Raw genomic sequence first — 22,699 nt, 5'->3', positions numbered from 1 at the left:
TCGATGCCACTCCTCGAACCCCAGTTGGAACGGGCCGTTCAGCGCCGATTGCAGAGAAATCCGCCCTTCAGCGACGACGACATCGCCCAGCTCGACACCCTGGCCGTCCTCTTCCCCCGCACCCTCGGCGACCTCGCTCGTTTCCCCATGCTGAGGACGCTGCACGTGGTCGGCTACGGGGGACGCGACCTCGATGCGCTGGTCGGCCACCCGCGGCTGGCGTCGCTTTCCATGCGGTTCAGTGCGCTCGCCGACGTGAGCGCGGTGCTGACGCTGCCCATGATCCGCCGCCTCCACCTGCCGCTCAACGCCATCGAGGACATCACCGCCCTGCGGTCCGGGCTGCCCAAACTGCGCGAGGTCGACCTCACGGGCAACCCGCTCTCCAAGGAGAGCTATCGCGAGGTGGTGCCCGAGCTGCGGCAGCGGGTCAGGGAAACCGTGACTGTCTCCGAGGAACGGGAGTGGCAGATCACCCGCAAGCTCTACGCCGCCGGGGTGCCGTTCGACTACTTCCGACAGGGCGACACCTACCTCCTGTGCCGGCCCGGCCTGGCGTTCACCGACACGCCGGACGCGGGTCACGCGGAAATCAGCCCCGCCGAGCTGGAGGCGGTCCTGCGGCAGGGGCCGGAGGAAGTCCACAAGTTGTTCGCTCGGGAAGCAGGCTAGGGCCGCGACTACGTTCACACGGCCCTCCGCATCCTGAGGGCGTTCCGCGTCGGGTTCGAGGTCCGGCCGCAGGGAGCAGTCCCGGAAGCAGTACGTCGCGCGGGCCACACGCCCCCCTCTCGGCGAGGGAGCCCACGAGCAGGAGGCCCGTCCGCTGACGTCGTCCGCGTTGACATGGAGATCTCTGCGGCGCCGAGTGCGGATCGTCAGGATCGGACAGGGGATGACCCTACGACGCCCACCACACCGCCCTGTTCGTGTCGTAGTGCCGGCTGGCGCTGTGGGCCGCTCGGGTGCCGCCGTTGCAGGGCTGGGCGCAGAGGACGCGGAGGTTGTTGGTGTCGTTCGCCCAGCGTTTCGCTTCCGCGGGGGTGATCGCGCTGACGGTGCGGCCGTCGACCTGCCAGGTCACCGCCGTCGCGTTGGCCTGGACGTAGGCGATGATCTCCGTGATGTGGTCGATGGTGACGTAGCGGTTGCCGTCCGCCGGCGTCTTGTCGGTCAGCTGGGGTATGTACGTGTCGCACTGCGCGCACTGGTACTCGGTCCGCCCGTTCGCGTTCTGCCTTGGCGTCGCGGCGAGTACGGCGTTGACCGTCGCCGGGGTGAAACCGATGTCGTCCCTGGTGCCGCTCCAGATGATCTCGTCTCGCGGGCCCCGGCTCGGGAGCTCCGGGGCCCGGGGCGTGGCCGGGTCGAAGCCCTGTTGGATCTGTTGTCGGGCGGAACGCGGTCGGTTGCCGTACGGGGAGCTGCTGACCGCGTGTCGTTTCTCCCGGACGGTACGCTCCGGTATCCGTTGCGCCGTCAGCAGCCGTACGACCGCGTCGTTCCCGGCTGTCCGCTGCAGGGCCAGCAGAGCGGCGACGGGCGAGTCGTACGGCTGGCCCGTGCGGCGGGTCCGCTCCGGGGCCTGTTCCGTCAGTCGTTCGTCGTGTGCGCGCACAGCGGTCCTCCTCCGTTCGGTCGGGTCACGAGACGAGCAGGTCGACGTACGGCCCGAATTCGCTGGCCAGGGTCAGTCGGCCCAGCTTCTGGTATTCGCGCTGGATGGCGTGGATCAGTTGCCGCATGGTCAGCGGCGAGCCGGCCTCGGCGGTGAGGTAGGCGGCCGTGACGGCGATGGAGCGGATGTTGCCGCCGGCGAGTTCGAAGGAGTCGGCGCAGAAGGGGAGGTCGAGGTCGACGGTGCCGGGGAGGAGGGGGGCCAGGCAGCGGTGCCACAGGGCGAGGCGCTGGGCGGGGTCGGGGACGGGGAAGTCGATGACGAGGTCGAGGCGGCGGGTGAAGGCGTCGTCGAGGTTGGCACGGAGGTTGGTGGCGAGGATGGCGAGGCCGTCGAAGGACTCCATGCGCTGGAGGAGGTAGGCGCTCTCGACGTTGGCGTAGCGGTCGTGGGCGTCCTTGACCTCTGAGCGTTTGCCGAAGATCGCGTCGGCCTCGTCGAAGAGGAGGACGCCGTTCACCCCGGCCGCTTCGGAGAAGATGCGCTCGAGGTTCTTCTCCGTCTCGCCCACGTATTTGTCGATCACGGTGGACAGGTCGACTGTGTAGAGGTCCAGGCCCAGGTCGGCGGCGATGACCTCCGCGGACATGGTCTTGCCGGTGCCGGAGTCACCCGCGAACAGGGCTACGACGCCGCGGCCGCGGGCGCCGCCGGGGCGCATGCCCCATGCGCCGAGCACGAGGTCGCGGTGGCGGGCGCGGGCCGTGAGCTCGCGGAGCTGGGCCAGGGCGTCAGGGGGCAGGACGAGGTCGTCCCAGCCGACGGCGGGTTCGATGCGGCGGGCGAGCAGGTCGAGTCCGGCGGAGTTCTGGGCCCGGGCGCCGCGGCGTACGTGCTCGGGGCGCAGTCCGGCGCCGTCCAGGACGGCGTTCTGGGCGGCGCTTCGGGCGGCGCGGGTGATCTGTTCGGGGGTGAGGAGGAAGGGGGCCAGGAGGTTCGGGACGTCGATGCCGGCGGGCGCGGAAAGCCCGTATGCGGCCTGCCACAGGGCGGCTCGCGCGGTCGGCTCGACGCGCGGTGCGTGCAGCAGCAGCGGGGGCCGCGTGGACCAGGCGGCGTCCCACGGGGTGCGACCGACGAGGACGACGGGGACGGGGGAGTCCGTCAACTGCCTTAGCAGCACGGCCCGTTCGCGGTCCCGGTCCAGGGCGTCGACCGGGGCGCAGACCAGACCGGCGCCGGTCAGCCGGGCCTCGCGTACGGCGGTGCGTATGGCTTCGGCGGGGGCCGGGTCGCGGGCGAGGCGGGCCAGGTCCAGGGCGAGTGCGGGGCGCCCGGCCTGGGTGAGGGCGGTGGCGGCGAGGGCGGGGCCCGCGCCGCCCTGCTCCTCGCGCAGGTAGGCCAGGGGGATGTCGGCCGCGAGGGCCCGGGCCAGCGGGGCTGCGTCGCCCACTCCGGGCACGGGCGGGGCCGGGGTCAGCAGGTCGGCGACGCGGGGATCGGGGGTGTCGTCGCCGAGCAGGTGCGCGGTGACCCGGTCCGGCACCCGCAGGGCGCGCCCGAGGAACGGGCGGTCCGGGTCCTCGGTGAGCAGCAGGCCACCTGAGAGCAGGGGCGCGGTGGCGCCGAGGCGGGCGCGGGCGGAGGCGTCCGCCGGGGACAGTCCACACAGCTCCAGAGCCAGGCCGATGGAGGGGCGGCGCCGGGTGACGTCGTCGTTGAGGTAGCCGTAGAACGATTCGAACCGGGCGTCCAGATCGGGCAGAAGGGCGATGAGCAGGATCTCGACGTCGAGGTCGGTCAGGCCCAGGCCGGCCGTGAGGCGGCGCAGGCTGGTGGGCGGGTCGGCGGTGTCGGCGCGCGTCTCGGCCTCGGCGTGTCGGCCGGCGTCCGTGCGGTCGGGGGCAGCGGGACGGGGCGGCGTGTCGAGGAGGCGGTCGATGGCCTCGTCGGTGAGGTAGAGGCCCCGGAAGGCGTCGTCCGGGTTGGGGTCCGCCCGCCTGCGGGCCGCGACGGCACGGCGTACGCGTTCCTCGACGAGGACCACCCGGTCCAGCAGGTGGCGAAGGCTGGGGTTCTCGGCGATGGGATGCTCCTCGCTCCGCGGGTTCAATCCGCTGAGTGTGCAGTCAGGAAGGCGCGGGCCGGTTGGGGCTGGTCGCACAGTTCCCCGCGCCCCTTCCGGGGGCGCGGTACCTCGCCGGAACCGGGCGGCACCCCAGCCGACCGCGCCCCTGCCCCGCCCACTCCGGCCGCCGTGCTCACTCCCGGACGCGCCGGGACAGTGCCGGCCGCTGGCGACGCACCGCCGGCTCGTCCGCCGCGTCGGCTTCCCGCGCTCCGGTGGGGACTTGGCCGGTGTGCCCGGTGTTCTCCAGCCCGAGCCGCAGGCCGCCCTCCTCGGTGACCGGCGGTCCCACCGGAACGGTCCCGGTCCCGACGAGGGGGACGCTGATCACGAGGTCGAGGGAGGGCTTCAGCTCACCGCCGAGCGCGCTCCACACGTCCGCGAACGACCGGTCCTCGGGGGGCGGCAGCGCGATCGTCATCGGCACCGGCAACGGAAGCTCGGCCAGTGAGCCGGTCAGGTGCTCGGTGGGCATGGCGTCGCTGCGCAGCAGGCACAGCAGGAGGGACGACAGCAGGCGGTGTTCGTCCTCGGGGCGCCGGGTCCAGGCGGTGATCAGGTAGGACAACTTGAAGTACCGGGGCGGGCGGTGCCGGGCGACGACGGTGCCGCGCTCGTCGTACTCGTTGGAAAGGCCGCGGGAGCGGCGGCGCATGTCCTCCCGGATGTCGTAGAGGTACAGGTTGACGGTAGGGGCGTTGACCTTCGCCGCCCACTCGCGGGTGGGTGCGTCGAACACGACGCTGACCTGTGTGCCGCCCAGGGCGTCGTTCTTGACGAGGGCGCGCAGTGCGTCGTCCACCTCGTGGATCACGGTTCCACCTCCGCCCTTCTCATCCTCGGCCGATGAAGTCGGGGGGCTGGAGGCTGCGGGGCACAACGAGGATCTTCGCGCTGAGCGGGTCGTATCCGGGCCCTGTGGCGCGGAGCAGGCGTGCTCCGGTCCGGTCCTTGCGCAGGACGAGGACCTGCGTGCGGAACGTTCCGTCGGCGCCCACCCGCACGGGAGCCGTCGCGGCGGTGATGCCCTGGCTCCACTTCAGTCGTACGACGGTGCCGGCCGGGAAGTCGCGGCCCTCGGCGAGGACGACGTCGCCGAGCCGGGCGACGACGGGCCCGGCGGTCAGCACGGGCTGGAGGACGCGGAGCCGGACCGTGTCGGAGTTGTTGGCGGTGCGCGGGTCGGTCGGTGTGCCGGCGACCCGGGCCGTCAGGGCTCCGCTGGTGGCCTTGTCGTACGACAGCCGGGTGGTGACCTGAATCCGGCCGCCGGCCTTCAGGGTGCAGGGGCTGGTGGGGGTGCAGCGGTCCTGGGGGCTCACCATGGTGGCGGCCCCGGGTGTCCCGGTGGTCAGGACGACGTTCGTCGCGTTGTCCGGTCCGGCGTTGGTGAGGGTGAACGTCGCCGTGACGGTGCCACCGGTGAAGGCGGGCTGCGGGTCGGCGGCGGCGGTCACGGCGAGGTCGGCGGAGGGCGCGACCGGCACCGGAGGGATCAGGACGACGGTCACGACGGCGGTGTCGGTACCGGTGTTGCCCGCATCGTCGGTCGCCGTGCAGGTGACGGTTGTCTTCCCGATCGGGAAGTTCGACCCCGAGGGCGGAGTACAGGTGGTGGGCAGGATGCCGTTGACGAGGTCCTGGGCGGTGGCGGTGTAGGTGACGGGTGCGCCGTCCCGACTCAGGGTCCGCACGGTCCGGTCGTCCACCTGGACGACGGGCTTGCCGTCGTCGACGACGGTGAAGACGGCGGTGTCGGTGCCGGTGTTGCCTGCGGCGTCGGTAGCGGTGCAGGTCACGGTGGTCTCGCCGACCGGGAAGGTGGAACCGGACACGGGCGTGCAGGTGACGGACACGGGCCCGTCGACGAGGTCCCCGGCCGTGGCGGTGTACTCGATCACGGCGCCGTCGCGCCCGGTGGCCGGCGCGGTGCGGTCGTCCACGGTGACCACGGGCGCGGTCGTGTCGACCACCGTGATCACGGCGGTGTCCTCGCCGGTGTTCTCGTGCGCGTCGGTCGACCGGCAGGTCACCGTCGTCTCCCCGAGCGGGAAGGTGGAGCCGGGGGGCGGGGTGCAGGTGACCTTCGTCGGTCCGTCCACGGTGTCGACCGCGGTGGCTTCGTACTCCACGACAGCGCCGTCGGGGCCGGTGGCCTCCACCGTCAGGTCGTCGACGGTCACGACGGGCGCGGTGGTGTCGACGACGGTGACTACGGCGGTGTCCGTACCGGTGTTCTCGCGCGAGTCCGTCGCCCTGCAGGCCACCTTCGTCTCCCCGATCGGGAACACCGAACCCGACGGCGGTTCACAGGTGACCGGCAGCTTCCCGTCGACCGTGTCCTGCGCCGACGCGGGGTACTCCACGACCACGCCGTCGGGACCGGCCGCCTCCGCGGTGCGGTCCTCGACGGTGACGACGGGGCCAGTGGAGTCCGTCACCGTGAACTCGGCCGTGTCGCGGCCGGTGTTGCCGGTCTTGTCGGTCGCCGTGCAGGTGACGGTGGTTCTCCCGATCGGGAATTTCGAGCCGGAGGGCGGATCGCACGACACCGGGACGTCGCCGTCCACGAGGTCCGTGGCCGTGGCGGGATACGTGATGACCGCGCCGTCGGGGCCGGTCGCCTCGACGGTGCGGTCGTCGACTCTCACCACCGGCGCGGTGGTGTCGACGACGGTGAACACGGCCGTGTCGCGCCCGGTGTTGCCCGCCTTGTCGGTCGCCGTGCAGGTGACCGTCGTCCGCCCGATGGGAAAGCGCGTCCCGGAGGACGGCTCGCACGACACCGGGACGTCGCCGTCGACGTTGTCGTGCGCGGCGGCCGGGTAGTCGACGACCGCGCCGTCCGGGCCGGTGGCTTCCACCGTACGGTCGTCGACGGTCACCGACGGAGCGGTCACGTCGTTGACGGTGATGCGGATCTGCTCCCGGTAGGCCGGGTCGGCTGCCGGGCCGAGGGAGAACTGGACCGTGCAGGACAGCGTGGAGCCCTGCGGCGCGTCCGGGGACACCGTGATCTCCTCGCTGAAGGAGGCGATCTGGCCGCTGGTCACCTGGACGCTTGCCGGAGAGAGGGAGACGCTCAGCGAGCGGTCGCAGTCGACGAGTCGGTGGCTGACGGCGACAGGCAGGTTCGTCAGTCCCTGGACGATGGCGTTCGACACATGGCCCGGGTCGATTCCCTGGAGGTACGTACCGCCGGTGGCCTGGGTGACCTGTTTGGCCTGGCCGTACGAGTCGAGCCCGTTTCCGCCGACCCCGACGGCGAGGACCTTGACGCCGTGGTCCTTGAGCGTCTGTATGACGTCCGCCAAGTGGTGCTGGTTGCTCGGTTCGTGGGTGGGTGCGTCGCCGACGAGGACGACGATGGGTGTGGCTCCGTCGCGGAAGGTGTTCCGGCCGCCCGCCCCCGTCGCCACCTCGAACAGCCCGTTGCCCCAGTCCTCCGGCACGTCGTAGCCATGGTTGGCGTCCAGCTGATCGACGCCGCTCTGGATGGCGGCCCGGTCGTTGGTGAACGGCTGGTGGAGGAGGAAGAGCCGGTCAGCGCCGACGTCCGGGTCGTCCTGGTCACCGAAGCTGGCGACGGCGAACCGGGAGTCGGGCTGCACGGCGAAGACCTGGTTGACGATCGTGGGCAGGTTGGCCTTCACGTTGGCGATGACGCTGCCCATGCTCCCGGTGTTGTCCACCAGCAGCACGACATCCGGCTTGGGCGGCACCGCCGGCGTCTGCACCTGCTTGGCGACGGTGATCGAGGCGCCGGGATTCAGCGACTGCTCCACCAGCGACGGCGTGACCGGGGACGCCGGGGACACCGTAGCCGCAGACGCCGACGCCGGGGACGCCGCTGTAGTCAGAGACGCCGAGGCCGGGGACGCCGTAGCCGGAGACGCCGTGGCCGTCGCCGACGAGGAGGACGAAGCCGTTGTCCGGGCCCGCGGCGCCGTGTCTCCGATGCCGGCCCCCAGCGCGCCGAGCGCGAGGACCGCGGCCATCAGGCCCGCCCGCAGCCGGAACAACCGCACGACATCCCCTCCCAGATCGGCGTCTGCCCCACCGTTCCCGGCGCCGCTCTTCGACGGAGCGGCGCCGGGGACACGCCTCGGGGAAGAGCGGTTTGCCCCTCCGGGCAATCCGCCTCTCCCTTCGCCACCGATGCGATCCGACCCCTTCAGATGAGTCCCTGCCGGAGCGCATAGGCGACGACGTGAGAGCGGTTGCGCAAATGCAGCCGCGTGACGAGCTCGTGCAGGATGTTCTTGATGGTGCGTTCGGAGTACGCGAGTTTCGACGCGATGTCCCCGGTGTCGTACCCCTCGGCGACGAGTCGGACGACCTCGATCTCCCGGTCGGTGAGGCCGCTGAAGTTCAGGCCGCGCGGCGCCAGGACCTGGCTCTGCAACTGGCCGACCTGCTCCAGCAAGCGGCCCAGCAGGTCCGCGGGAACGCTTCCCTCTCCCCTGGCCACCGCGTTGATCACCTGCACCAGCCGCTCCGGCGTCGCCTCGGCCCGGCGCAGGATGCCCGCCACTCCGCACTCGGCGGCACCGACCAGTTGCTGGTCGTCGATGCGGGTGGCGATCAGCGCCACCCGGGCCGCCGTCGTCCGCCGGATGTGGCGAAGGGTCCGCAACGACTCCTCGTCTATGGTGTCCACGACGACCACCACCACGGCGGCCGGTTCCTCCCCCTCCTCCTGCAGCCGGATCTCCGGCCGGGACCGCAGCTGGGTGGCGACCCCCGTTCTGGAGATCGGGTCATCCGCGCGCAGGCACACAACTATCCGGTCCACACCAGTCTCCCCCCTGGTCGAGCGCCTCGCGGCGCGTCGAGCAGTATGCGGCAGGTGACTCCACGCAAAGTCAACAAGGCGTCAATGGGCACATCAGCTTCCCGAAAGTCTTCCTGTGAGGCCCCTGCCCGCCACTGTCACCGCCCTTATCGTGCCGATCATGACAACTGCGGCGAGCCTGGACACGACCGCTGTGACCGCCGAGCCTGGGGGGCGGATCGAAGTCCCCCTTCAGGTACGCAACTCCGGCAGCACGGTGGAGGAGTATCGCTTTGACGTCGTGGGCCCGGCATCGGCCTGGGCGACCGTCGAACCGACGAGCCTTTCGCTGTATCCGGACAGTACGGGCACCGCGGTCCTCACGCTGAGCCCGCCCCGGAGCTCGGAGGTGCCGGCCGGGGACGTCCCGTTCGGGGTGCGGGTGGTGCCCACCAGCGCCCCCGGCACGGCGGTGGTGCCCGAGGGCGTCGTCACGGTCCTGCCGTTCGCCTCGATCACCGGGGAGCTGGTGCCCCGCGGGTTCGACGGCGCTTGGCGCGGCCATACGGACGTGGCCGTCGACAACCGGGGCAACATCCCGGTGACGGTGCAGCTGGCGGCCCAGGGGGACAGCTCCCGGGTGCGGCTGCGCTTCTCCCGCGAGACCGTCGAACTGCCGCCGGGTGCGGCCGAGGTGTCGCGGCTCACCGCGCGTCCGGCGCGGCGGCTGTGGCGCGGCGCTCCCGTCGTGCATCCCTTCCAGGTGGTGGCGACACCCATGGGCGAGGTGCCGCACGAGTCGGTCCCCCTGGACGGCACCTACCAGCAGGACGCGATACTGCCGCGCTGGCTGCCGCGCGCCCTGCTGGCGGCGGTGGCCGCGGTGGCGGCCCTGGCCATCGTCTGGTTCGCCCTGCTGCGCCCGGTGGTGAAGTCGGCCGCGCGGGAGGAGACCAAGAAGCAGGTGGCCGCTGTGCTGTCACCCAGCCCCGACGCGTCCGGCGCCGCCGGCGGCGGTGGCTCGTCCGGTACGTCGGCGGGCGCCGCCGGAACCGGAAAGGACGCGGCGGCGGGTGGCTCACCGAGCTCCGGCACCGCGGCGGGATCGACGGCCGGAAGTACCGGCGGGGGCACGGGCGGAGCAGACGGCGGGGGCACGGGCGGAAGCGGGGGCACGGGAGGCAGCGGGAGCGGTGGCGGCGGGGGTGCGGGGGATCCGCGCAGCGCTCAGGCCGAGGTCAAGGACTCGGTGGGCGGCGACCCGACGTCCGACACGGTGTACCGCGTCCCGGCCGGCCAGGCGCTCGACCTGACGGACCTCGTGGTGCAGAACCCGCAGGGCGACTCCGGCACCGTCGTCATCGCGTCCGGGAGCCGGACCCTGCTGAGGCTCGCGCTGCAGAACTTCCGTGACCAGGACTACCACTTCGTCACCCCGATCGTGGTGCCCGCCGGGGGGCGGATCACCATGACGGTGACCTGCAGCGCGGTGGGACGGCCGGTGGGCGGTCCGACGCCGGCCCAGTGCGACGAGTCGGTGCTGGTCGGCGGGACGCTGCGGCAGGCGCCCAGCGCGAGTGCCTCCCCCGCCGCGGGCTGACCCGGCTGAAGGGCGGCAGGACCTACCGGCCGCCAGCGGCTGGCGTTCGGGCGGGCGGGGCTGAGCCGGACGGCGAACCGGCACGGTCCCCGGGACGCGCCCGGGACCGTGCCGGTCATACATCGCCCCCTGGGACGCGCCCGGGGGAATGCCGTTCATGCATTGCCCCCCGGGACGCGCCCGGGGGCGATGCCGTTCATGCGTCGCCCGGCTCGTCCTGCTGCTCCTCCTCGGCCCGTTGCACGAACAGCCCCTGCACGTCGGCGGGTTCCTCGTCGTCCTGCTCGGACTGCCGCTGGACCGCTGCGGACGGCCCGGGAGCGGCGGCTGCCCGCTCCGCAGCCTGTGAGGCCGGGGCCGGGGCGGACATGACGCGTTCGGCATTCGCGCTGGCCTCCCGCTCGTACCGGTCCGAGGGGTCGCTGACCCGGATCCCACCGGGTGCCGTGGTCCCGTCGACCGGGCCGTGGCGCTGCTGGATCACGTGGGTCAGCTCATGGGCGAGCGTCGTGCGCCCGGCCTGGGACGACGTGTCATAGGCATCCCGCTGGAAGACGACGTTGTTGCCGACGGTGTAGGCATGCGCTCCGACGGACTTCGCGGACTCGTGCGCCGCGTCACCCGTGTGCACCCGCACGTCGGAGAAGTCCGCGCCGAGCCTTGCCTCCATGTCGGAGCGGACATCGGCGCCGAGGGCCTGCCCGGAGCCGGACCCTATGACGTCGTGCACGGGCGAGCGGGCCGAGGGGGTTTCCTCGTCCTGCTCCCGCTGCAGCATGGCGCCCACCGCACTGTTGCCGACGGCACGCTGCAGCGTGCCCATGCCGGACGGGCCCAGAACATCCGGGCGACCCGCGGCTGCCGCCTTGAACAGCCGCGAGTCGTCGGCCTGGGGCTGCTTGTGGCCGGCTTGTTGATGGTCCTGGTCGTGCTCGTGGTCGTGTACGTGGTCGGGCATCCTCGCTCCCTGGGACGTCCAGCGGCAGACCTCTCTGACCCTGACACTGCCTCAGTGTGCGCGCCGGGTACAGGCGTACCGCTGCTTACGGGAGTGCAGCCACCACTGCCCGATGAGGCAGACGCCAGCCCGGGTGCCCGTACACCGGGCTGCCCCTTCGGCCCGTGCCGGGACGCGACCCACGTGCCTCCGGGGCGGCTGCACGTCAGGCGCCGTCCAGGCACTCCCTCACCTCCGGCTCGTCAGCCGGCACAGAGATGCGCCCTACCGCTCCTCCTCCAGGTGGGCCGGGTCTGCCCGGCTCGGCCGGAGTGCTTCTCAGAGGGTCAGGCCTCGTCGAGTTCGGCGAGCAGCGCGAAGGTCAGCGCGTCGACCGGGCGGGGGGCGGTGTCCGACTCCTCGCTGAAGGTGTTGACCATCATGACCACCGCCGTCATGCTCTGCCTGCTGAACGCCGCACACGTGCTGAATCCGCCGGTGCCGCCGTTGTGCCAGGTCATGGTCCGCCCACCGGTCAGGGCACTGAGGTGCCAGCCGAGCCCGAGCCGCAGGTCCTGGTCGACGGTGAAGCGAGGGCGCTGGGTCAGCTCGATCGCGTTCCGCAACGGCGAGCGCTCTGGGCGCAGTTGTGCGCGCAGGAAGCGGAGCATGTCGTCGGCGGTGCTGTAGACGGAGGTGCCCGCGCCGCTGAGAACGTGATCGTGCCAGTCGGGGACGGGCTCCCCGGCGAGATGTCCGACGGCTTTGCGGGAGGCCATGTCCGGCCTCAGGGTCGTCGTCGTGTCGGTCAGACGGAGCGGCGCTGTCACACTGCGCCGCAGCATCGCGTCCACGTCACCGAAGGCCAGTGCCTGGCCGAGCAGTCCCAACCCCAGGTTCGAGTAGGCGTAGGTGCTGCCCGGCTCGGTGCTCAGGGTCGTCTCGGCCAGGCCGACGGCCAGGTCGTCCAGCGTGTAGTGCGCGTACGGGTCGTAGGGGTCCCCCTCCGCCAGGAGATTCGGCGGCAACGAGGGCAGACCGGAGGTGTGGGTCGCCAGGTCGGCCAGGGTGATCCGCCGAGGGCCCTTGCTCGGGATGCGGAACCCGGGGGGCAGAACGAGGGGCGCGTCGAGGCGGACCGTGCCCGCGCACACCGCGCGCGCGAGTGCCGTGGCGGTGAGGGTCTTGCCGATCGAGCCGAGTTGGAACACCGTCCGGCCGTCCGGTGCGGGGCCGTTCTGGGAGGCGCCCGCCGCGTATCCGTGTGCACCACGGACGACTCCGCACACCACGCTCGGACTGCCTGCGGCCAAGGCGCGGTCCAGGTAAGGCCGCACCCGTGCGGCCAGGTCGCCCTCGGCTGCCGTGGCGTCCAGGGGTAACAGCGACACACCGGTTCCGGCTATCGCAGCGCCCAGGAACTTCCGTCGGTTCATGTTTCATTCCTTGTCGTCGGTTTCGGTGCCGGTACCACCGCGGACAACAGCACGAGCAGCGGCACCACTCTGCCCGCGGGCACCTGGTAGTGGCCGCGCCCCTCGGCCTGGAGCCAGCCGGTGGCGGTGAGCTGTTTGAGGTGGTGGTAGAGCTGTCCGGTGGTGTTCAGTCCGGCTGTCTCCTGCAACTCGGCCGCGGACCGGGTTCCTCGCAGCACCGCGCGCAGCAGGGTGAGCCGCACCGGGTGCCCCAGGGCGGCGTACGGCGCGGCGTGATCGGCCCAGTCGGCTTCGAGCAGTTGCTCCGCCGACGCGCCTTGCTGCCATTCGTAGTGTTCGCCTGTGGGCAGGTCCAGTGCGCCGGTGAAGAGCACCTCCCCGTCGCCCGTGAGCCGCCGGCGCAGCCCTTCAAGTGCCCAGAACACGTCGTTCCGCGAGACGTTCGGTCCCAACTCCAGCCGCGACACCCGTTCTTCGAGCGCGGCGACTCGCTCCGCGAGGGAGTCATCAGCCATGAGGCAGACGTTACGTTATTCCGGAATAACAGAGCAAGCCACCTGACGCGGTTCGCCACGCCCTGTGCGACGGCCGCCTGCTGCCCGCGAGTTCGACGGCCGCTTGCTGCCCGCGACCCGGCGATCACCGGGCCCTGGTCGCCGTAGGACCCGGCGGCCGAAGCGTCGCCGTCGCCCTGAACCAGGTGCCCGCCTCCCCGAGGCCGAGCTCGACTTCGACGACTCACGACGCAGGTCCGGCTCAGGTCCACCTGGCCAACGTCGGGTGCCGCACCGCTGCATCGGTGGGGAAATCGGTCGCGCCCCATGAGGGGAGCCGTTAACTTCCGTCTGAGGTTGTGGAGTTGCGAGAGGCGACCGCGAAGGGACCCGGCATGGAGACTGAGGGCGCGCGAACCGACCGTCTGGGCTTACTGCTCGACCAGTTCGACCACGCCAGGGAGATGGCGCAGGTACGGCTGACGGGGCTCAGCGACGAGGAGTACCTGTGGGAGCCGGTGCCCGGTTGCTGGTCGATCCGGCGCCGGGGCGAGGCGGCGACGCCCAGGGCGTTCGGGCCGGGCGAGTGGGTTCTCGATCAGGGCGCCCCGGACATCCCGGCAAGCGAGTACGCCGAGGTCGCCCGGCAGGCCGCCGGTGGCATGACCATCGCCAAGATCGCCGATGACTGGAGCGTGAGTGTCGAGCGGGTCGAGCAGGTCCTCGCCCACACCGGGGCGCCGGAGCCCGACGAACCGCCGATCACGACCATCGCGTGGCGCCTGGGGCACCTGCACTTCCACTTCGCGGGCCAGTGGGAGTGGACCTTCGGTGAACGGCGGCAGGAACCGAAGCTGCTCGTCGACTTCACCCCCTCCGCCCCCTTGGCACTCGACCGGTTCTGGACACTGATCGACCGCTGGCGCGACAGCGTCGCCACCCTCACCGACAAGCAACTCGACACGGTCGGCTTCTCCCAGTACCCGTACAGCAACGACGCCGACCACCCCTTCGTCGGCGCGCTGTCCGGCGCCAACCTCGAATTCATCCACCACATGGCCGAGATCGCCCTGCTCCGCGACCTGTGGCAGGCCCGCTTCGCCCCTGCCGGGTAGGCCCGGGCGCGCCGCGAGCGGGAGCTTGCCCGTTGCTACGGCCACACCGACGCCCTGTCACAGTTCGGCGAAGTCACCGACGGTTGTCGTGTCCGACCGGACAGTCCAGATTCTGCTGCCCGGAGAGGTTTCCTCCGACTGTTGCTTGAGGTCTTCGACATCCAGGCCTGGCGGCCATCGCGTTCCCGTCTCCGACCATGAGACCCCTTCGAGGTCGACGCCTTCCAGATTCACGGTGCGCAGGTCAGCGTTGGTGAAGTCATCCAGGAAGTCATGCACTGAGTCGGTGTCGATCTCGGGCAGCCTTCGGCCGACTGCGTTCTCGATGGCCCGGCGCAATTGGTTGGTACGAATATCGATCAGGTCGCGTGTGAACGCGCTGTCGTGGCTGCGGTCCTGGTCGCGGACGAAGGTGAGAGCAGTGTTGAGATCGTGGTCGAGATCCCGGGCGTGGGAAAGGATCAGGGCGAGGTCGAGATCGTGGGCTTGTGCGAGGGCCTGGTCGAGGTCGCAGCCGAGTATGGGCTTACGGCTGATCGAACGGGCACGGAGAACGAGTTCGGGGAGTTCGAGGTCGCGGGCCTCAGCAACGGTGCGGGCGAGGTAGCGGGAGAACGCGAGTTCGTGGGCGTGGGCGAGGACGAGATCGGAACGGTCCGCCTGCTTGATGCCCCGGTCGAGGGCCCGGGCGAGATCACGGGAAAGATCACGGGCGAGGATGAGAGACAGAACGAGGGAGAGGTGACGGTCGTCGGCACCGGCCCGGCTGAGATCGATTTCGTGGGCGTACCTGCGGTCACGGGCAAGGACACGGCTTGCCGCCGCCACAGCGCGGTGGCTGCGCAGGGCCAGGCGATCCGAGGAACTCACCGAGGCCGCGGTTCCACTGCTCGCGGGGTTTTCCCGCGCCTGCTTTTCGGGCTGACCGGGCGATACGGGGTGGTCGGTGGTGGGCAGGATGGCGGCGAGACCGGATTCGGCGTCGAGGATGCTGTCGAGTTCGTCCGTGGCCGTGTCGTGGCGAGACTGGAGCAGAATCTCACGCAGGCCGCTTTCGGTGTCGAGGATGTCCTCCAGCGCGCCGATCAGGGAGGTCTGGTGCTGGTCGAGCCAGCGGGCCACGGCCGTGGCCGCATCGTCTTCCGAGGCGTCGGTCACTGCTCCTCCTCCCGTGTCTTGAAGTATGCAGCCGCGGCGCGGCGAGCCTTCATGAGATTGGCGCGGACGGCCTCGGGAGTCAGGTCCCCGCCCAGTTGATCGGCGATGTCGCCGGGAGTGAAGCCGGCGAGTGTCCAAGCCATGACCTGACGCTGGCGCGGCGGGAGACTACGCAGCATCGGAAGCGCATCGTGCCGCGCTTCCCATTCTTCGATGGAGTCCGGGCGGGCCAGCAGGGAGGTCGGTTCTGGTACTTCGTCCACAGGGTCTTCCTCGATGGAGGCGATCTTGCGCACTAATGCGCGGGAGGCCACCTTGTGTACCCATGCGCGCGGTGAATGCAGGTCGCTCCAGCGCTGATAGGCGGCAGCCAGTGTGTCCTGAGCGATGTCAGCGGCGAGCTCCACGGTGGCCCCCTGGTTGACGAGAAACGCCACCAGGGGGCGGACGGTGCCGCGGTAGAAAACGGAGAACTGTTCGTCGGTCTCTTGACGCAGGCGCCGGCGTTCGTCCAGCGAGCCGGAACTCTCGGCGGGCGCGGCCGCCGGACTCTCACTTCCGTCGGCCGGGTCGAGATTGCTCACGCGGTGTGGTCCTCCCTGTGAGGCAGCGTGCGGGTGATCTTCACGCGGAGGCGGTGACTGCTGCCGCGTTGGTCGTCCAGTTCCAACTGGCCGCCCGCACCCACCGCTCTGGCGGCACGCAGAAGATACTGTTGCTGTGCCAGTTCACGTCGTGCGTTCCAGCGCAAACGCAACCAAAGTGTCAACAGCGCGCAGACCTTGGCGATGATGACCAGTCCGATGCTGATGGTGACTGTCGTTGTGTCCACCGATCTGCCTTCCTCATGCTGGTGACCGCTCTGTGCTCGGCTCTCATGAAGGAAGAGCGTGTACGGACCTTGATCGTGAACTTGCCAGGTGAGAATCTTTGCCGACGATCGAGTCCGGAGGGGGAGGTCCATGGCCCGGTATTTGGGGCCGTTGGAGCTGATCGGGGACCGGTGGGTGATCGGGGACCCGACGCGGAAGGACGGCCTGTCCATCGTGCTCACGCCCGAGGGCCTGGAGCACTGCCGGCGCGGGGAGGCGGCGCCCCTGCTCGCCGTCGAGTGGTCCCAGTTCATGGAGCTGAAGGTGCGAGCCGCTTACCGGAGGTGGCAGGCCAGCACCGGCGCAGGCATCATCGGAGCCGCCCAGCCCGATGCCGACATGGGCCGCGACGGCTGCTCCCTGTACGGCATCCGGCGCCATCCGTACGAGCTGTGGAAGGTGCGGTACACGCATCACGAGCGCCGCTACACCGGCGGCCACGTCATCGTGCTGAAGGCCCTGTTCGACCAGCTCACCGAGGCGAAAGGACTGGACCGGCTCGGTGACCCCGAGTGGTTGGGTGCGGCGGTCGCCAAGCTGTCGTCGTACACCTCGTGGTACGCGCCCAAGGGGGGCCGTCTGGTGCAGGAGACCATCCGCAGTCTCGGCGCCTGAGCGGTCACCCAAGGCGGGGCAACGCACCCAACTCGCCGTGGGCTCGATGTCCTGAGGGTCCGTTGAACCAGCCGTCGACGCTTCCGACGGATCCTCACGTGCCGGATCTACGCCGCCTGCGCGTCCGGAATCACAGGTCTGCAACGGCTGGTGGTGACCGGGCTGTCGGTGCGGGGGCCGCGTGGGCAGGATGGTGACAGGACCATGCAAATCCGGGGGGAGGACGCGGATGGGCGGGGGATGGCGCGGCGCCGACGGCGGCGGGAGCCGGGTGAACGAGATCTCGGGCGGGTCGTTCCACGGTCCGGTCCTCCAGGCCCAGCACGTCGACACCGTCAACCTTCCGCCCAGGCAGACAGCTTGGGACCACCTGTTCGCGGCACTGGCGGGCGCCGGCTTCGTCGCGCTCGGTGTGTTCCTGGGCGCCGGAGGCGGTGGCGCGAGGGTCGGCGCGGGCACCCGGTGGGCCGCGGCGGCGGGGTGCGCCGCGATGGCCGTGCTGCTGGTCGTCCTGCCGGCCGCGCGCCGACGGCGGGAACAGCGGCGCGCCGCCGCCCCGGTGTCCGCGACGCGCCTCGACTCCGTCGCGGACGCGCTCGCCGCCATGCTTCAGGCGCAGTACTCCCGCGAGGAGGAGCACGGTCGGATCGGCGACCCGATGCCGCTCCCGGTGCGCTGGGGACCCGCGGCACCGGGCCTCGGGGACCATCCGGCGGGCCTGTTGCCCGTACCGGCCGAGCCAGGTGCGGTTCCGGACCTGGCAGGGGAGTTCGGGCAGGTCGCCGACCAGTTCGCCCGGCTGCCGCGCGGGCGTCTGGTCGTGCTGGGCGGGCCGGGCGCCGGCAAGTCCGTCCTCGTCGTACGCCTCGCACGGGAACTGCTGCGCCGCCGCACCGGGCGGGAACCGGTTCCCGTGGTGCTGCCCCTCGCTTCGTGGAACCCCCGTGAGCAGCCGTCGGTGTGGTGGTGGGCAGCCGGTGAGCTCGCCGAGACCCACCCCTCCGCGATCACGGCGCCCGGCGCGGCCCGGCGCACGGTGGCCCACCAGCTGATCGCCTCCGGCCGGGTGCTGCTCGTCCTGGACGGATTCGACGAACTGCCGCCGTCCGCGCGGGTGAGCGCGCTCACCCAGTTACGGGGCGGTCTGCGCGGTGACGTTCCGCTGATCCTCACCAGCCGGATCGCCGCCTACCGCAAGGCGATGGCGGACGGAGACGTACGGCTGCCCGGCATGGCGGCGATCGAGCTGCGCGCGCTCGACGTCGCGGACGTCTGCGCGTACCTCCCGCTGTCCGCCCGGCCCCGGGCCCGGGCCGCGGCCACCGACGTCAGCGCGCCCACCAAGTGGGATCCTGTGCTCGCGGTGCTGCGCGGCGACCGGGAGCCCGAGGATCCCGAGGCGCGGAAAGCGGCCCGCATGCTGCGCGACGTCCTGCGTACTCCTTTGATGGTGGCGCTGGCCCGTGCCGTGTACAGCGACACCACCGCCGACCCGAAGACCCTGCTCACTCCCGGCCGTTTCGACACGGAGCGCGCGGTCCAGCGTCACCTGCTCAGCGCCTTCGTCGACGCCGCCTACGCGCCGGACAGCACCGCGCTCCCCGGCGAAGCGCCACGCTGGACCCCGGAGCGCGCCCGCCGCTGGCTCGGCGAACTGGCCCTGAGACAAAGGGAGTCGGGCCAGCAGGACTTCGCGTGGTGGCGGCTGGAGCGGATACTGCCGCGCCGCGCCATGCTCGTGCTCAGCCTGCCCGTGGCGCTCCTGTGCGCGGTCGCCGTCGGCGTGGCCGGGGTGCCGTGGTCTGCCGACTACCAGTGGGTGCCGGTGCCGATGTGGCTCGTGGTCCTGGTGGGCGTGTGCGTGGTCGGGGCCGTCGAGTGGTGCGGGTCGCGCCCTGTGGACGCGGCGCCGCCCCAGCGGTTCGCCCGCCCGGTGCCGAGGAGCGTTCTGGCGTCGTGGCGGGAGCGCCTGTTGTCGTTGCCGTTGGTGCTCTGTGTGCTGGGGGTCCTGGCCCTGTGGCTCATGACGGTGAGGCCGGAGGGCTGGAGCAGCCTGCGAGCCGCGGCGCTCGCTTTCGGCGGGGGCCTCGCGGCCCTGGGGCTGCGGGAGCTGCGCATGGCCGTGCGGGTGCCCGCCGACCCGGAGGCGCGTGGCCCGTTGACCCTGCTGCGCGCGGACCGGCGGTCGGCGCTGGCGGTCGGCTTCGTGTCACCGCCCGACGGCACGGTCGACCTGCCGGTGCACAAGGCGGCGCTGTCGGCGGTATCGCTCGCCGTGCTGTCGTGGGGACTCGGCCTCGGCCAGGACCTGGTGGGGGCCGGCAGGTGGGGCGCGGCCGGTGCGGCACTCGTCATCGGCATGGGCGCCATGAGCTGCGCGGCCTCCGCGTGGGGCCGGTACGGCGCGGCGCTGTTGTGGCTGGCGCTCGGCAGACGGCTGCCCTGGCGGCTCATGGACTTCCTCCGGGACGCCCACCGGCGCGGGGTGCTGCGGCAGACGGGCGGCTACTACCGCTTCCGCCACCTGGAGCTGCTGAACGAGCTGGCCACGGAGGCGTCCGCGCGTCGGCCCGAGGCCCCGCTGGACCCGACGGCCGCTCGGCGGGTGGGTCGCCGCGTGCTGTTCCAGGACCCGGCCATCACATCGGTCGGGCTGCCGACGGCGCTGGCTGCAGCGCTGGCCCTGGTCTCCGGCGCATTGGACGGACCGCCCGCGGCGGGCCCGGTCAGCTCCGTGAAACCCGCGTGCGCCCTGCTGACCGCGCACGACCTGCGTCCCGCGCTGGAGGTCCCGGCCCGGGTGCCCGTGGGCACCCTGCCGACCATCGGGGCCACCGTCGCGGAGGCCATGAAGAGTCAGTACCCGAGGCTGGGCGGCTACAGCGAATGCGCCTACGCCGAGCAGGCCCCGTTCCGACCGGACACCATCGTCACCATCGGCGTCGGCTACACCGTCACCGCGAAGCGCAGCAGCAGCCGTGCCGAGGCCGAGAACTGGGTCGAGTCGGCGACGACCATGTGGAACGGCAAACCGGTCTCAGGCCTCGGTGACACGGCGCGGCTGGGCGTCGCCAAGGCGATCAGCCAGGACCCGGTCCTCCGGGAGCACAAAGGCCTCCTGGCGGAGACCCCGGTCGGCCAGGTGCGGGCCCGGGTCGACAATCTCGTGGTCGCCGTGGACGTCAGCGTGGAGTTCGCCGCCCCGGCACAGGTACAGGACAGGGCCCGGCTCGTCGCGCTCACCGTGCTGCGCAACGCGGGCCGACTCGGGCCACCCGAGGCCGGGGAGCGCGCCCTGCGGGACGTTGCACCGGTGCCGCTGGCCAAGGAGTCGCGGTTCGGCCTCTACGACACCGCCGCCTCGCAGCGGTTGGCGGGCGCGGTGTGGGGCGCGGCCGAGCCGTCGGGGATCGGGGTGGTGCACCCGGCGTTGAACTTCTGGATGGCGCTGCGCCTGCCGCGCGGAACGAAGTGCGAGGACGCGCCGGACGAACTGGCCGCGGACGCGGACGGCGTGACGTGCTCCGTCGGGACGGGGCGCGACCGCGTCCGCGTGGACCTGGTGATCCACGACTGCTTCGGTGGCTGTACGAAGCAGGACCGCGACGCGTTCTACGCGAGCCGTCCCGGCCCACGGCCCAGCACACTGCCACGGCACGACAGCGCGACCAGGTACCGCGTCGACGTCACCTCCGGCGACGGACGCACCGCATACCTGGTCCGCTATCTGCGGACCTGGTGGCGACCGCCCTACTGGAACGGCGAGGAGATACCCGAGAAGAGGCCGCTCGACTACTTCCTGTGGCTGCGGGCCACGGCCGCGGAAGGCCGGGGCGACATGGCCGAGAAGATCATGAACGACGTGTTCCGGCAGCGCCCCGCCGACGACGCGTAGGAGTCCGGAGCCCTGCGGCCGGGGCCTGCCCGGCTCGGCGGGGCGGCTCCGGCGTGTGTGGGGGTTTACATATCGTACGAGGAGATCACCACCTGCTCGGGAGTTCGTATGACCGATAGCCGTCGGAAGAGACCCTCCGACGCCTCGGAAGCCTTCGAGGCCATCGAGCCTCCGCGCAACACCGAACTGGTCGCCGGCGTGCTGTCGGTGACGGTCCTGGTGGAGGTTCTCGGTGTGCTGTCCGGGTCAGAGGTGTGGCTCCTGGGGCTTCTGGTGTTCCTGCCGGGGGCGGCGTCGGCGCTGTGCACCGTCCGGCAGACGACGTTCGTCGCCGCGTGGACCACGCTCTTCGTCACCACGACCGTGCTGGTGCGGGACGTCGCCGAGGGCCGGTGGCTCGACCGCCTGCTGCTGGTCCTGCTCACCCTCGCCCTGGCCGTGACCTCCGTCTACGCCTGTCATCGGCGGATCAGACGCGAGCACGAGATGCTGCGCCTGCGCTCCACCGCCGCGGCCATGCAGCGGCACATCCTGCACCCCCTCCCCCTGGTCACCGAGGATGTCCTGGTCAACGGTGTCTACGAACCCGTGCAGGAGGACCGGCTCGTCGGCGGCGACATCTACGAGGTGGTCGCCTCGCCCTGGGGAACCCGGGTCCTGATCGGAGACGTGCAGGGCAAGGGCCTGGCCGCCGTGGGCACCGCGTTCGCCGTCATCGGGGCCTTCCGCGAGGGGGCGTACCGCGAGCCCACGCTCACGGCGCTCGTCGACGCCCTGGACGCCGCCGTCGTACGCCACAACTCCTACGCCGAACACGCGGGCGACGACGAACGCTTCGTCACCGCCCTCGTCATCGGCATCGACGCCCACACCGAGGAGGTGCAGGCCGTCAACTGCGGGCACATCCTGCCCCACCTGATGCACGCGGGCGGCGTCACGACACCCCGGCTGGAACCCGGCGTGCCCCTCGGGCTCGCCTCGCTCGCCCTCGAACCCACGACGGTGGGCTGGTTCGAGTTCCCGGAGGGTGCCACGCTGCTGCTGAGCACCGACGGCCTCACCGAGACCCGTGCGGCCGACGGCTCGTTCTACCCGGTCGACGAGCGCCTGACGAAGCACCTCGGTCTCTCCCCCACCGAACTGCCCCGCGCCCTGTACGAGGACGCCCGCGCGTTCGCGGGGCACGGCGGCCGGCACGACGACGTCGCCGTCCTGACCGTCCGCCGCGCACCACGCCTCTGAAAGGTCAGGACGTCACGCTTCCCACAGCGCGCACCCAGCAAGCGCACATGGCTCTCATGGCCGGAAAGGAGCTCCTCAGGCAGCACTGCCTGACGTCGCCGCACCACCGGTGACAACGCCGAGTGGCGGCCGGCCGTTCTCCCGCCCTTCCGGCCGTCCCTCGCGAAGGGCGCCTGCCGGGCTTCTGCCCTGGTCAGACGCCCTTCCTGCAGGTGCGGGTTCCAAGTGGTGGACTGGAACCAGGTGCGCACGCGGTGAGGAGGTGCACCCGTCATGAACGAGACGGTGCTGGTGGCCTACGGATCGACCAACGGCTCGACGGCCGAGATCGCCGAGCGCGTCGGTGAGGTCCTGAGCAAAGAAGGGCTGACGGTGGACGTGCGGTCCGCCGCGCACGTCACCGACATCGCGCCGTACGACGCGGTCGTGCTCGGCGGCGGACTGTACGCGGGCCGCTGGCAGCGCGACGCCCGCCGCTTCGCGCGGCGTCACCGCAGGGCCCTGGCGGAGCGCCCTGTGTGGCTGTTCAGCAGCGGTCCGCTGGATCCCTCGGCGTCCGAACGGGACATCCCTCCGGCGCCCAGGGTGCGGCACGTGGTGAACCGTACCGACGCACGGGGGCACATCACGTTCGGCGGGCGCCTGGAGGGTGAGGTCAAGGGGCGCGTCGCCCGGATGATCGTCAACTCCGGAAAGGGCGGTGACTTCCGCGACTTCGAGCAGATCGCCGCCTGGGCGGCCGTGGTGGCCCGGGACCTCAAGGGCCCCGACGTCTGACCGAGAGGCCGTGGCTCCGGTCGAACAGTACGGTGCTA

At 71.5% G+C, this 22,699-nt stretch carries 18 protein-coding genes; 7 read left to right on the top strand and 11 right to left on the bottom strand.

All coding sequences use genetic code 11. The features are described from left to right. The first annotated feature begins 3 nt into the window (after positions 1–3). Positions 4–672, top strand: a complete 669-nt coding sequence (locus AC067M_RS24090) for a hypothetical protein (protein WP_478699080.1) — start codon at positions 4–6, stop codon at positions 670–672. A 229-nt stretch (positions 673–901) separates the two neighbouring features. On the opposite strand, the gene AC067M_RS24085 is transcribed toward AC067M_RS24090, so the two are convergent. From AC067M_RS24085 to AC067M_RS24065, 5 genes are all read right to left on the bottom strand, one after another. After that, positions 902–1,618: a hypothetical protein gene (locus tag AC067M_RS24085; RefSeq protein ID WP_478699079.1), complete on the bottom strand. Its 717-nt coding sequence runs from the start codon at positions 1,616–1,618 to the stop codon at positions 902–904. 25 nt (positions 1,619–1,643) lie between these two features. Further along, the gene (locus AC067M_RS24080; RefSeq protein ID WP_478699078.1) at positions 1,644–3,731 is read right to left on the bottom strand and encodes an ATP-binding protein; all 2,088 of its coding nucleotides are present in this window, start codon (positions 3,729–3,731) and stop codon (positions 1,644–1,646) included. A 148-nt stretch (positions 3,732–3,879) separates the two neighbouring features. Then, the gene (locus tag AC067M_RS24075; protein WP_478699077.1) at positions 3,880–4,560 is read right to left on the bottom strand and encodes a Pvc16 family protein; all 681 of its coding nucleotides are present in this window, start codon (positions 4,558–4,560) and stop codon (positions 3,880–3,882) included. Positions 4,561–4,579: 19 nt separating this feature from the next. After that, a complete protein-coding gene (locus AC067M_RS24070; protein WP_478699076.1) occupies positions 4,580–7,774 on the bottom strand; it encodes an HYR domain-containing protein in 3,195 nt (1,064 codons plus the stop codon). Between the two features lie 146 nt (positions 7,775–7,920). Then, on the bottom strand, positions 7,921–8,541 hold the full coding sequence (locus AC067M_RS24065; RefSeq protein ID WP_478699075.1) for a helix-turn-helix transcriptional regulator: 621 nt from the start codon (positions 8,539–8,541) through the stop codon (positions 7,921–7,923). A gap of 160 nt (positions 8,542–8,701) precedes the next feature. Between AC067M_RS24065 and AC067M_RS24060 the strand changes: the two genes are divergently transcribed. Further along, positions 8,702–10,120: a COG1470 family protein gene (locus AC067M_RS24060; protein ID WP_478699074.1), complete on the top strand. Its 1,419-nt coding sequence runs from the start codon at positions 8,702–8,704 to the stop codon at positions 10,118–10,120. 196 nt (positions 10,121–10,316) lie between these two features. On the opposite strand, the gene AC067M_RS24055 is transcribed toward AC067M_RS24060, so the two are convergent. The 3 genes from AC067M_RS24055 to AC067M_RS24045 form a co-directional block, all read right to left on the bottom strand. Further along, positions 10,317–11,078 (bottom strand): eCIS core domain-containing protein, encoded by a 762-nt coding sequence (locus AC067M_RS24055; protein ID WP_478699073.1) that lies wholly within the window; start codon positions 11,076–11,078, stop codon positions 10,317–10,319. Between the two features lie 326 nt (positions 11,079–11,404). Further along, a complete protein-coding gene (locus AC067M_RS24050) occupies positions 11,405–12,493 on the bottom strand; it encodes a serine hydrolase domain-containing protein (protein WP_478699072.1) in 1,089 nt (362 codons plus the stop codon). Next, positions 12,490–13,008, bottom strand: a complete 519-nt coding sequence (locus tag AC067M_RS24045) for an ArsR/SmtB family transcription factor (protein ID WP_478699071.1) — start codon at positions 13,006–13,008, stop codon at positions 12,490–12,492. Before AC067M_RS24045 ends, AC067M_RS24050 begins: the two co-directional genes overlap by 4 nt. 374 nt (positions 13,009–13,382) lie before the next feature. On the opposite strand from AC067M_RS24045, the gene AC067M_RS24040 reads away from it, so the two are divergent. Further along, positions 13,383–14,102, top strand: a complete 720-nt coding sequence (locus tag AC067M_RS24040; RefSeq protein WP_478699070.1) for a DinB family protein — start codon at positions 13,383–13,385, stop codon at positions 14,100–14,102. A 57-nt stretch (positions 14,103–14,159) separates the two neighbouring features. On the opposite strand, the gene AC067M_RS24035 is transcribed toward AC067M_RS24040, so the two are convergent. The 3 genes from AC067M_RS24035 to AC067M_RS24025 are packed head-to-tail and all read right to left on the bottom strand — an operon-like array spanning position 14,160 to position 16,092. After that, positions 14,160–15,260 carry a hypothetical protein gene (locus tag AC067M_RS24035; protein WP_478699069.1) on the bottom strand — a complete coding sequence of 367 codons (1,101 nt, stop codon included), beginning with the start codon at positions 15,258–15,260 and terminating at the stop codon, positions 14,160–14,162. Next, positions 15,257–15,844 (bottom strand): RNA polymerase sigma factor, encoded by a 588-nt coding sequence (locus AC067M_RS24030; protein ID WP_478699068.1) that lies wholly within the window; start codon positions 15,842–15,844, stop codon positions 15,257–15,259. Before AC067M_RS24030 ends, AC067M_RS24035 begins: the two co-directional genes overlap by 4 nt. Continuing rightward, positions 15,841–16,092 (bottom strand): hypothetical protein, encoded by a 252-nt coding sequence (locus AC067M_RS24025; protein WP_478699067.1) that lies wholly within the window; start codon positions 16,090–16,092, stop codon positions 15,841–15,843. Before AC067M_RS24025 ends, AC067M_RS24030 begins: the two co-directional genes overlap by 4 nt. A gap of 130 nt (positions 16,093–16,222) precedes the next feature. Here AC067M_RS24025 and AC067M_RS24020 point away from each other — a divergent pair, with 130 nt between their 5' ends. From AC067M_RS24020 to AC067M_RS24005, 4 genes are all read left to right on the top strand, one after another. After that, the gene (locus AC067M_RS24020) at positions 16,223–16,747 is read left to right on the top strand and encodes a hypothetical protein (protein WP_478699066.1); all 525 of its coding nucleotides are present in this window, start codon (positions 16,223–16,225) and stop codon (positions 16,745–16,747) included. Positions 16,748–16,976: 229 nt separating this feature from the next. Continuing rightward, positions 16,977–20,642 carry an NACHT domain-containing protein gene (locus AC067M_RS24015; RefSeq protein WP_478699065.1) on the top strand — a complete coding sequence of 1,222 codons (3,666 nt, stop codon included), beginning with the start codon at positions 16,977–16,979 and terminating at the stop codon, positions 20,640–20,642. Positions 20,643–20,750: 108 nt separating this feature from the next. Then, on the top strand, positions 20,751–21,884 hold the full coding sequence (locus AC067M_RS24010; RefSeq protein WP_478699064.1) for a PP2C family protein-serine/threonine phosphatase: 1,134 nt from the start codon (positions 20,751–20,753) through the stop codon (positions 21,882–21,884). Between the two features lie 273 nt (positions 21,885–22,157). Then, on the top strand, positions 22,158–22,661 hold the full coding sequence (locus AC067M_RS24005) for a flavodoxin domain-containing protein (protein ID WP_478699063.1): 504 nt from the start codon (positions 22,158–22,160) through the stop codon (positions 22,659–22,661). Positions 22,662–22,699: the final 38 nt, after the last annotated feature.

The sequence above is a fragment of the Streptomyces sp. NPDC043427 genome (genome assembly GCF_056436655.1).
This window is presented reverse-complemented; position numbering and strand designations above follow the sequence as displayed.

Excerpts from the sequence above, each read along its gene's own strand:
- AC067M_RS24090 (WP_478699080.1), top strand. The coding sequence starts at position 4 with ATGCCACTCCTCGAACCCCAGTTGGAACGGGCCGTTCAGCGCCGATTG.
- AC067M_RS24060 (WP_478699074.1), top strand. The coding sequence starts at position 8,702 with ATGACAACTGCGGCGAGCCTGGACACGACCGCTGTGACCGCCGAGCCT.
- AC067M_RS24055 (WP_478699073.1), bottom strand. The coding sequence starts at position 11,078 with ATGCCCGACCACGTACACGACCACGAGCACGACCAGGACCATCAACAA.
- AC067M_RS24050 (WP_478699072.1), bottom strand. The coding sequence starts at position 12,493 with ATGAACCGACGGAAGTTCCTGGGCGCTGCGATAGCCGGAACCGGTGTG.
- AC067M_RS24045 (WP_478699071.1), bottom strand. The coding sequence starts at position 13,008 with ATGGCTGATGACTCCCTCGCGGAGCGAGTCGCCGCGCTCGAAGAACGG.
- AC067M_RS24040 (WP_478699070.1), top strand. The coding sequence starts at position 13,383 with ATGGAGACTGAGGGCGCGCGAACCGACCGTCTGGGCTTACTGCTCGAC.
- AC067M_RS24020 (WP_478699066.1), top strand. The coding sequence starts at position 16,223 with ATGGCCCGGTATTTGGGGCCGTTGGAGCTGATCGGGGACCGGTGGGTG.
- AC067M_RS24015 (WP_478699065.1), top strand. The coding sequence starts at position 16,977 with ATGGGCGGGGGATGGCGCGGCGCCGACGGCGGCGGGAGCCGGGTGAAC.
- AC067M_RS24010 (WP_478699064.1), top strand. The coding sequence starts at position 20,751 with ATGACCGATAGCCGTCGGAAGAGACCCTCCGACGCCTCGGAAGCCTTC.
- AC067M_RS24005 (WP_478699063.1), top strand. The coding sequence starts at position 22,158 with ATGAACGAGACGGTGCTGGTGGCCTACGGATCGACCAACGGCTCGACG.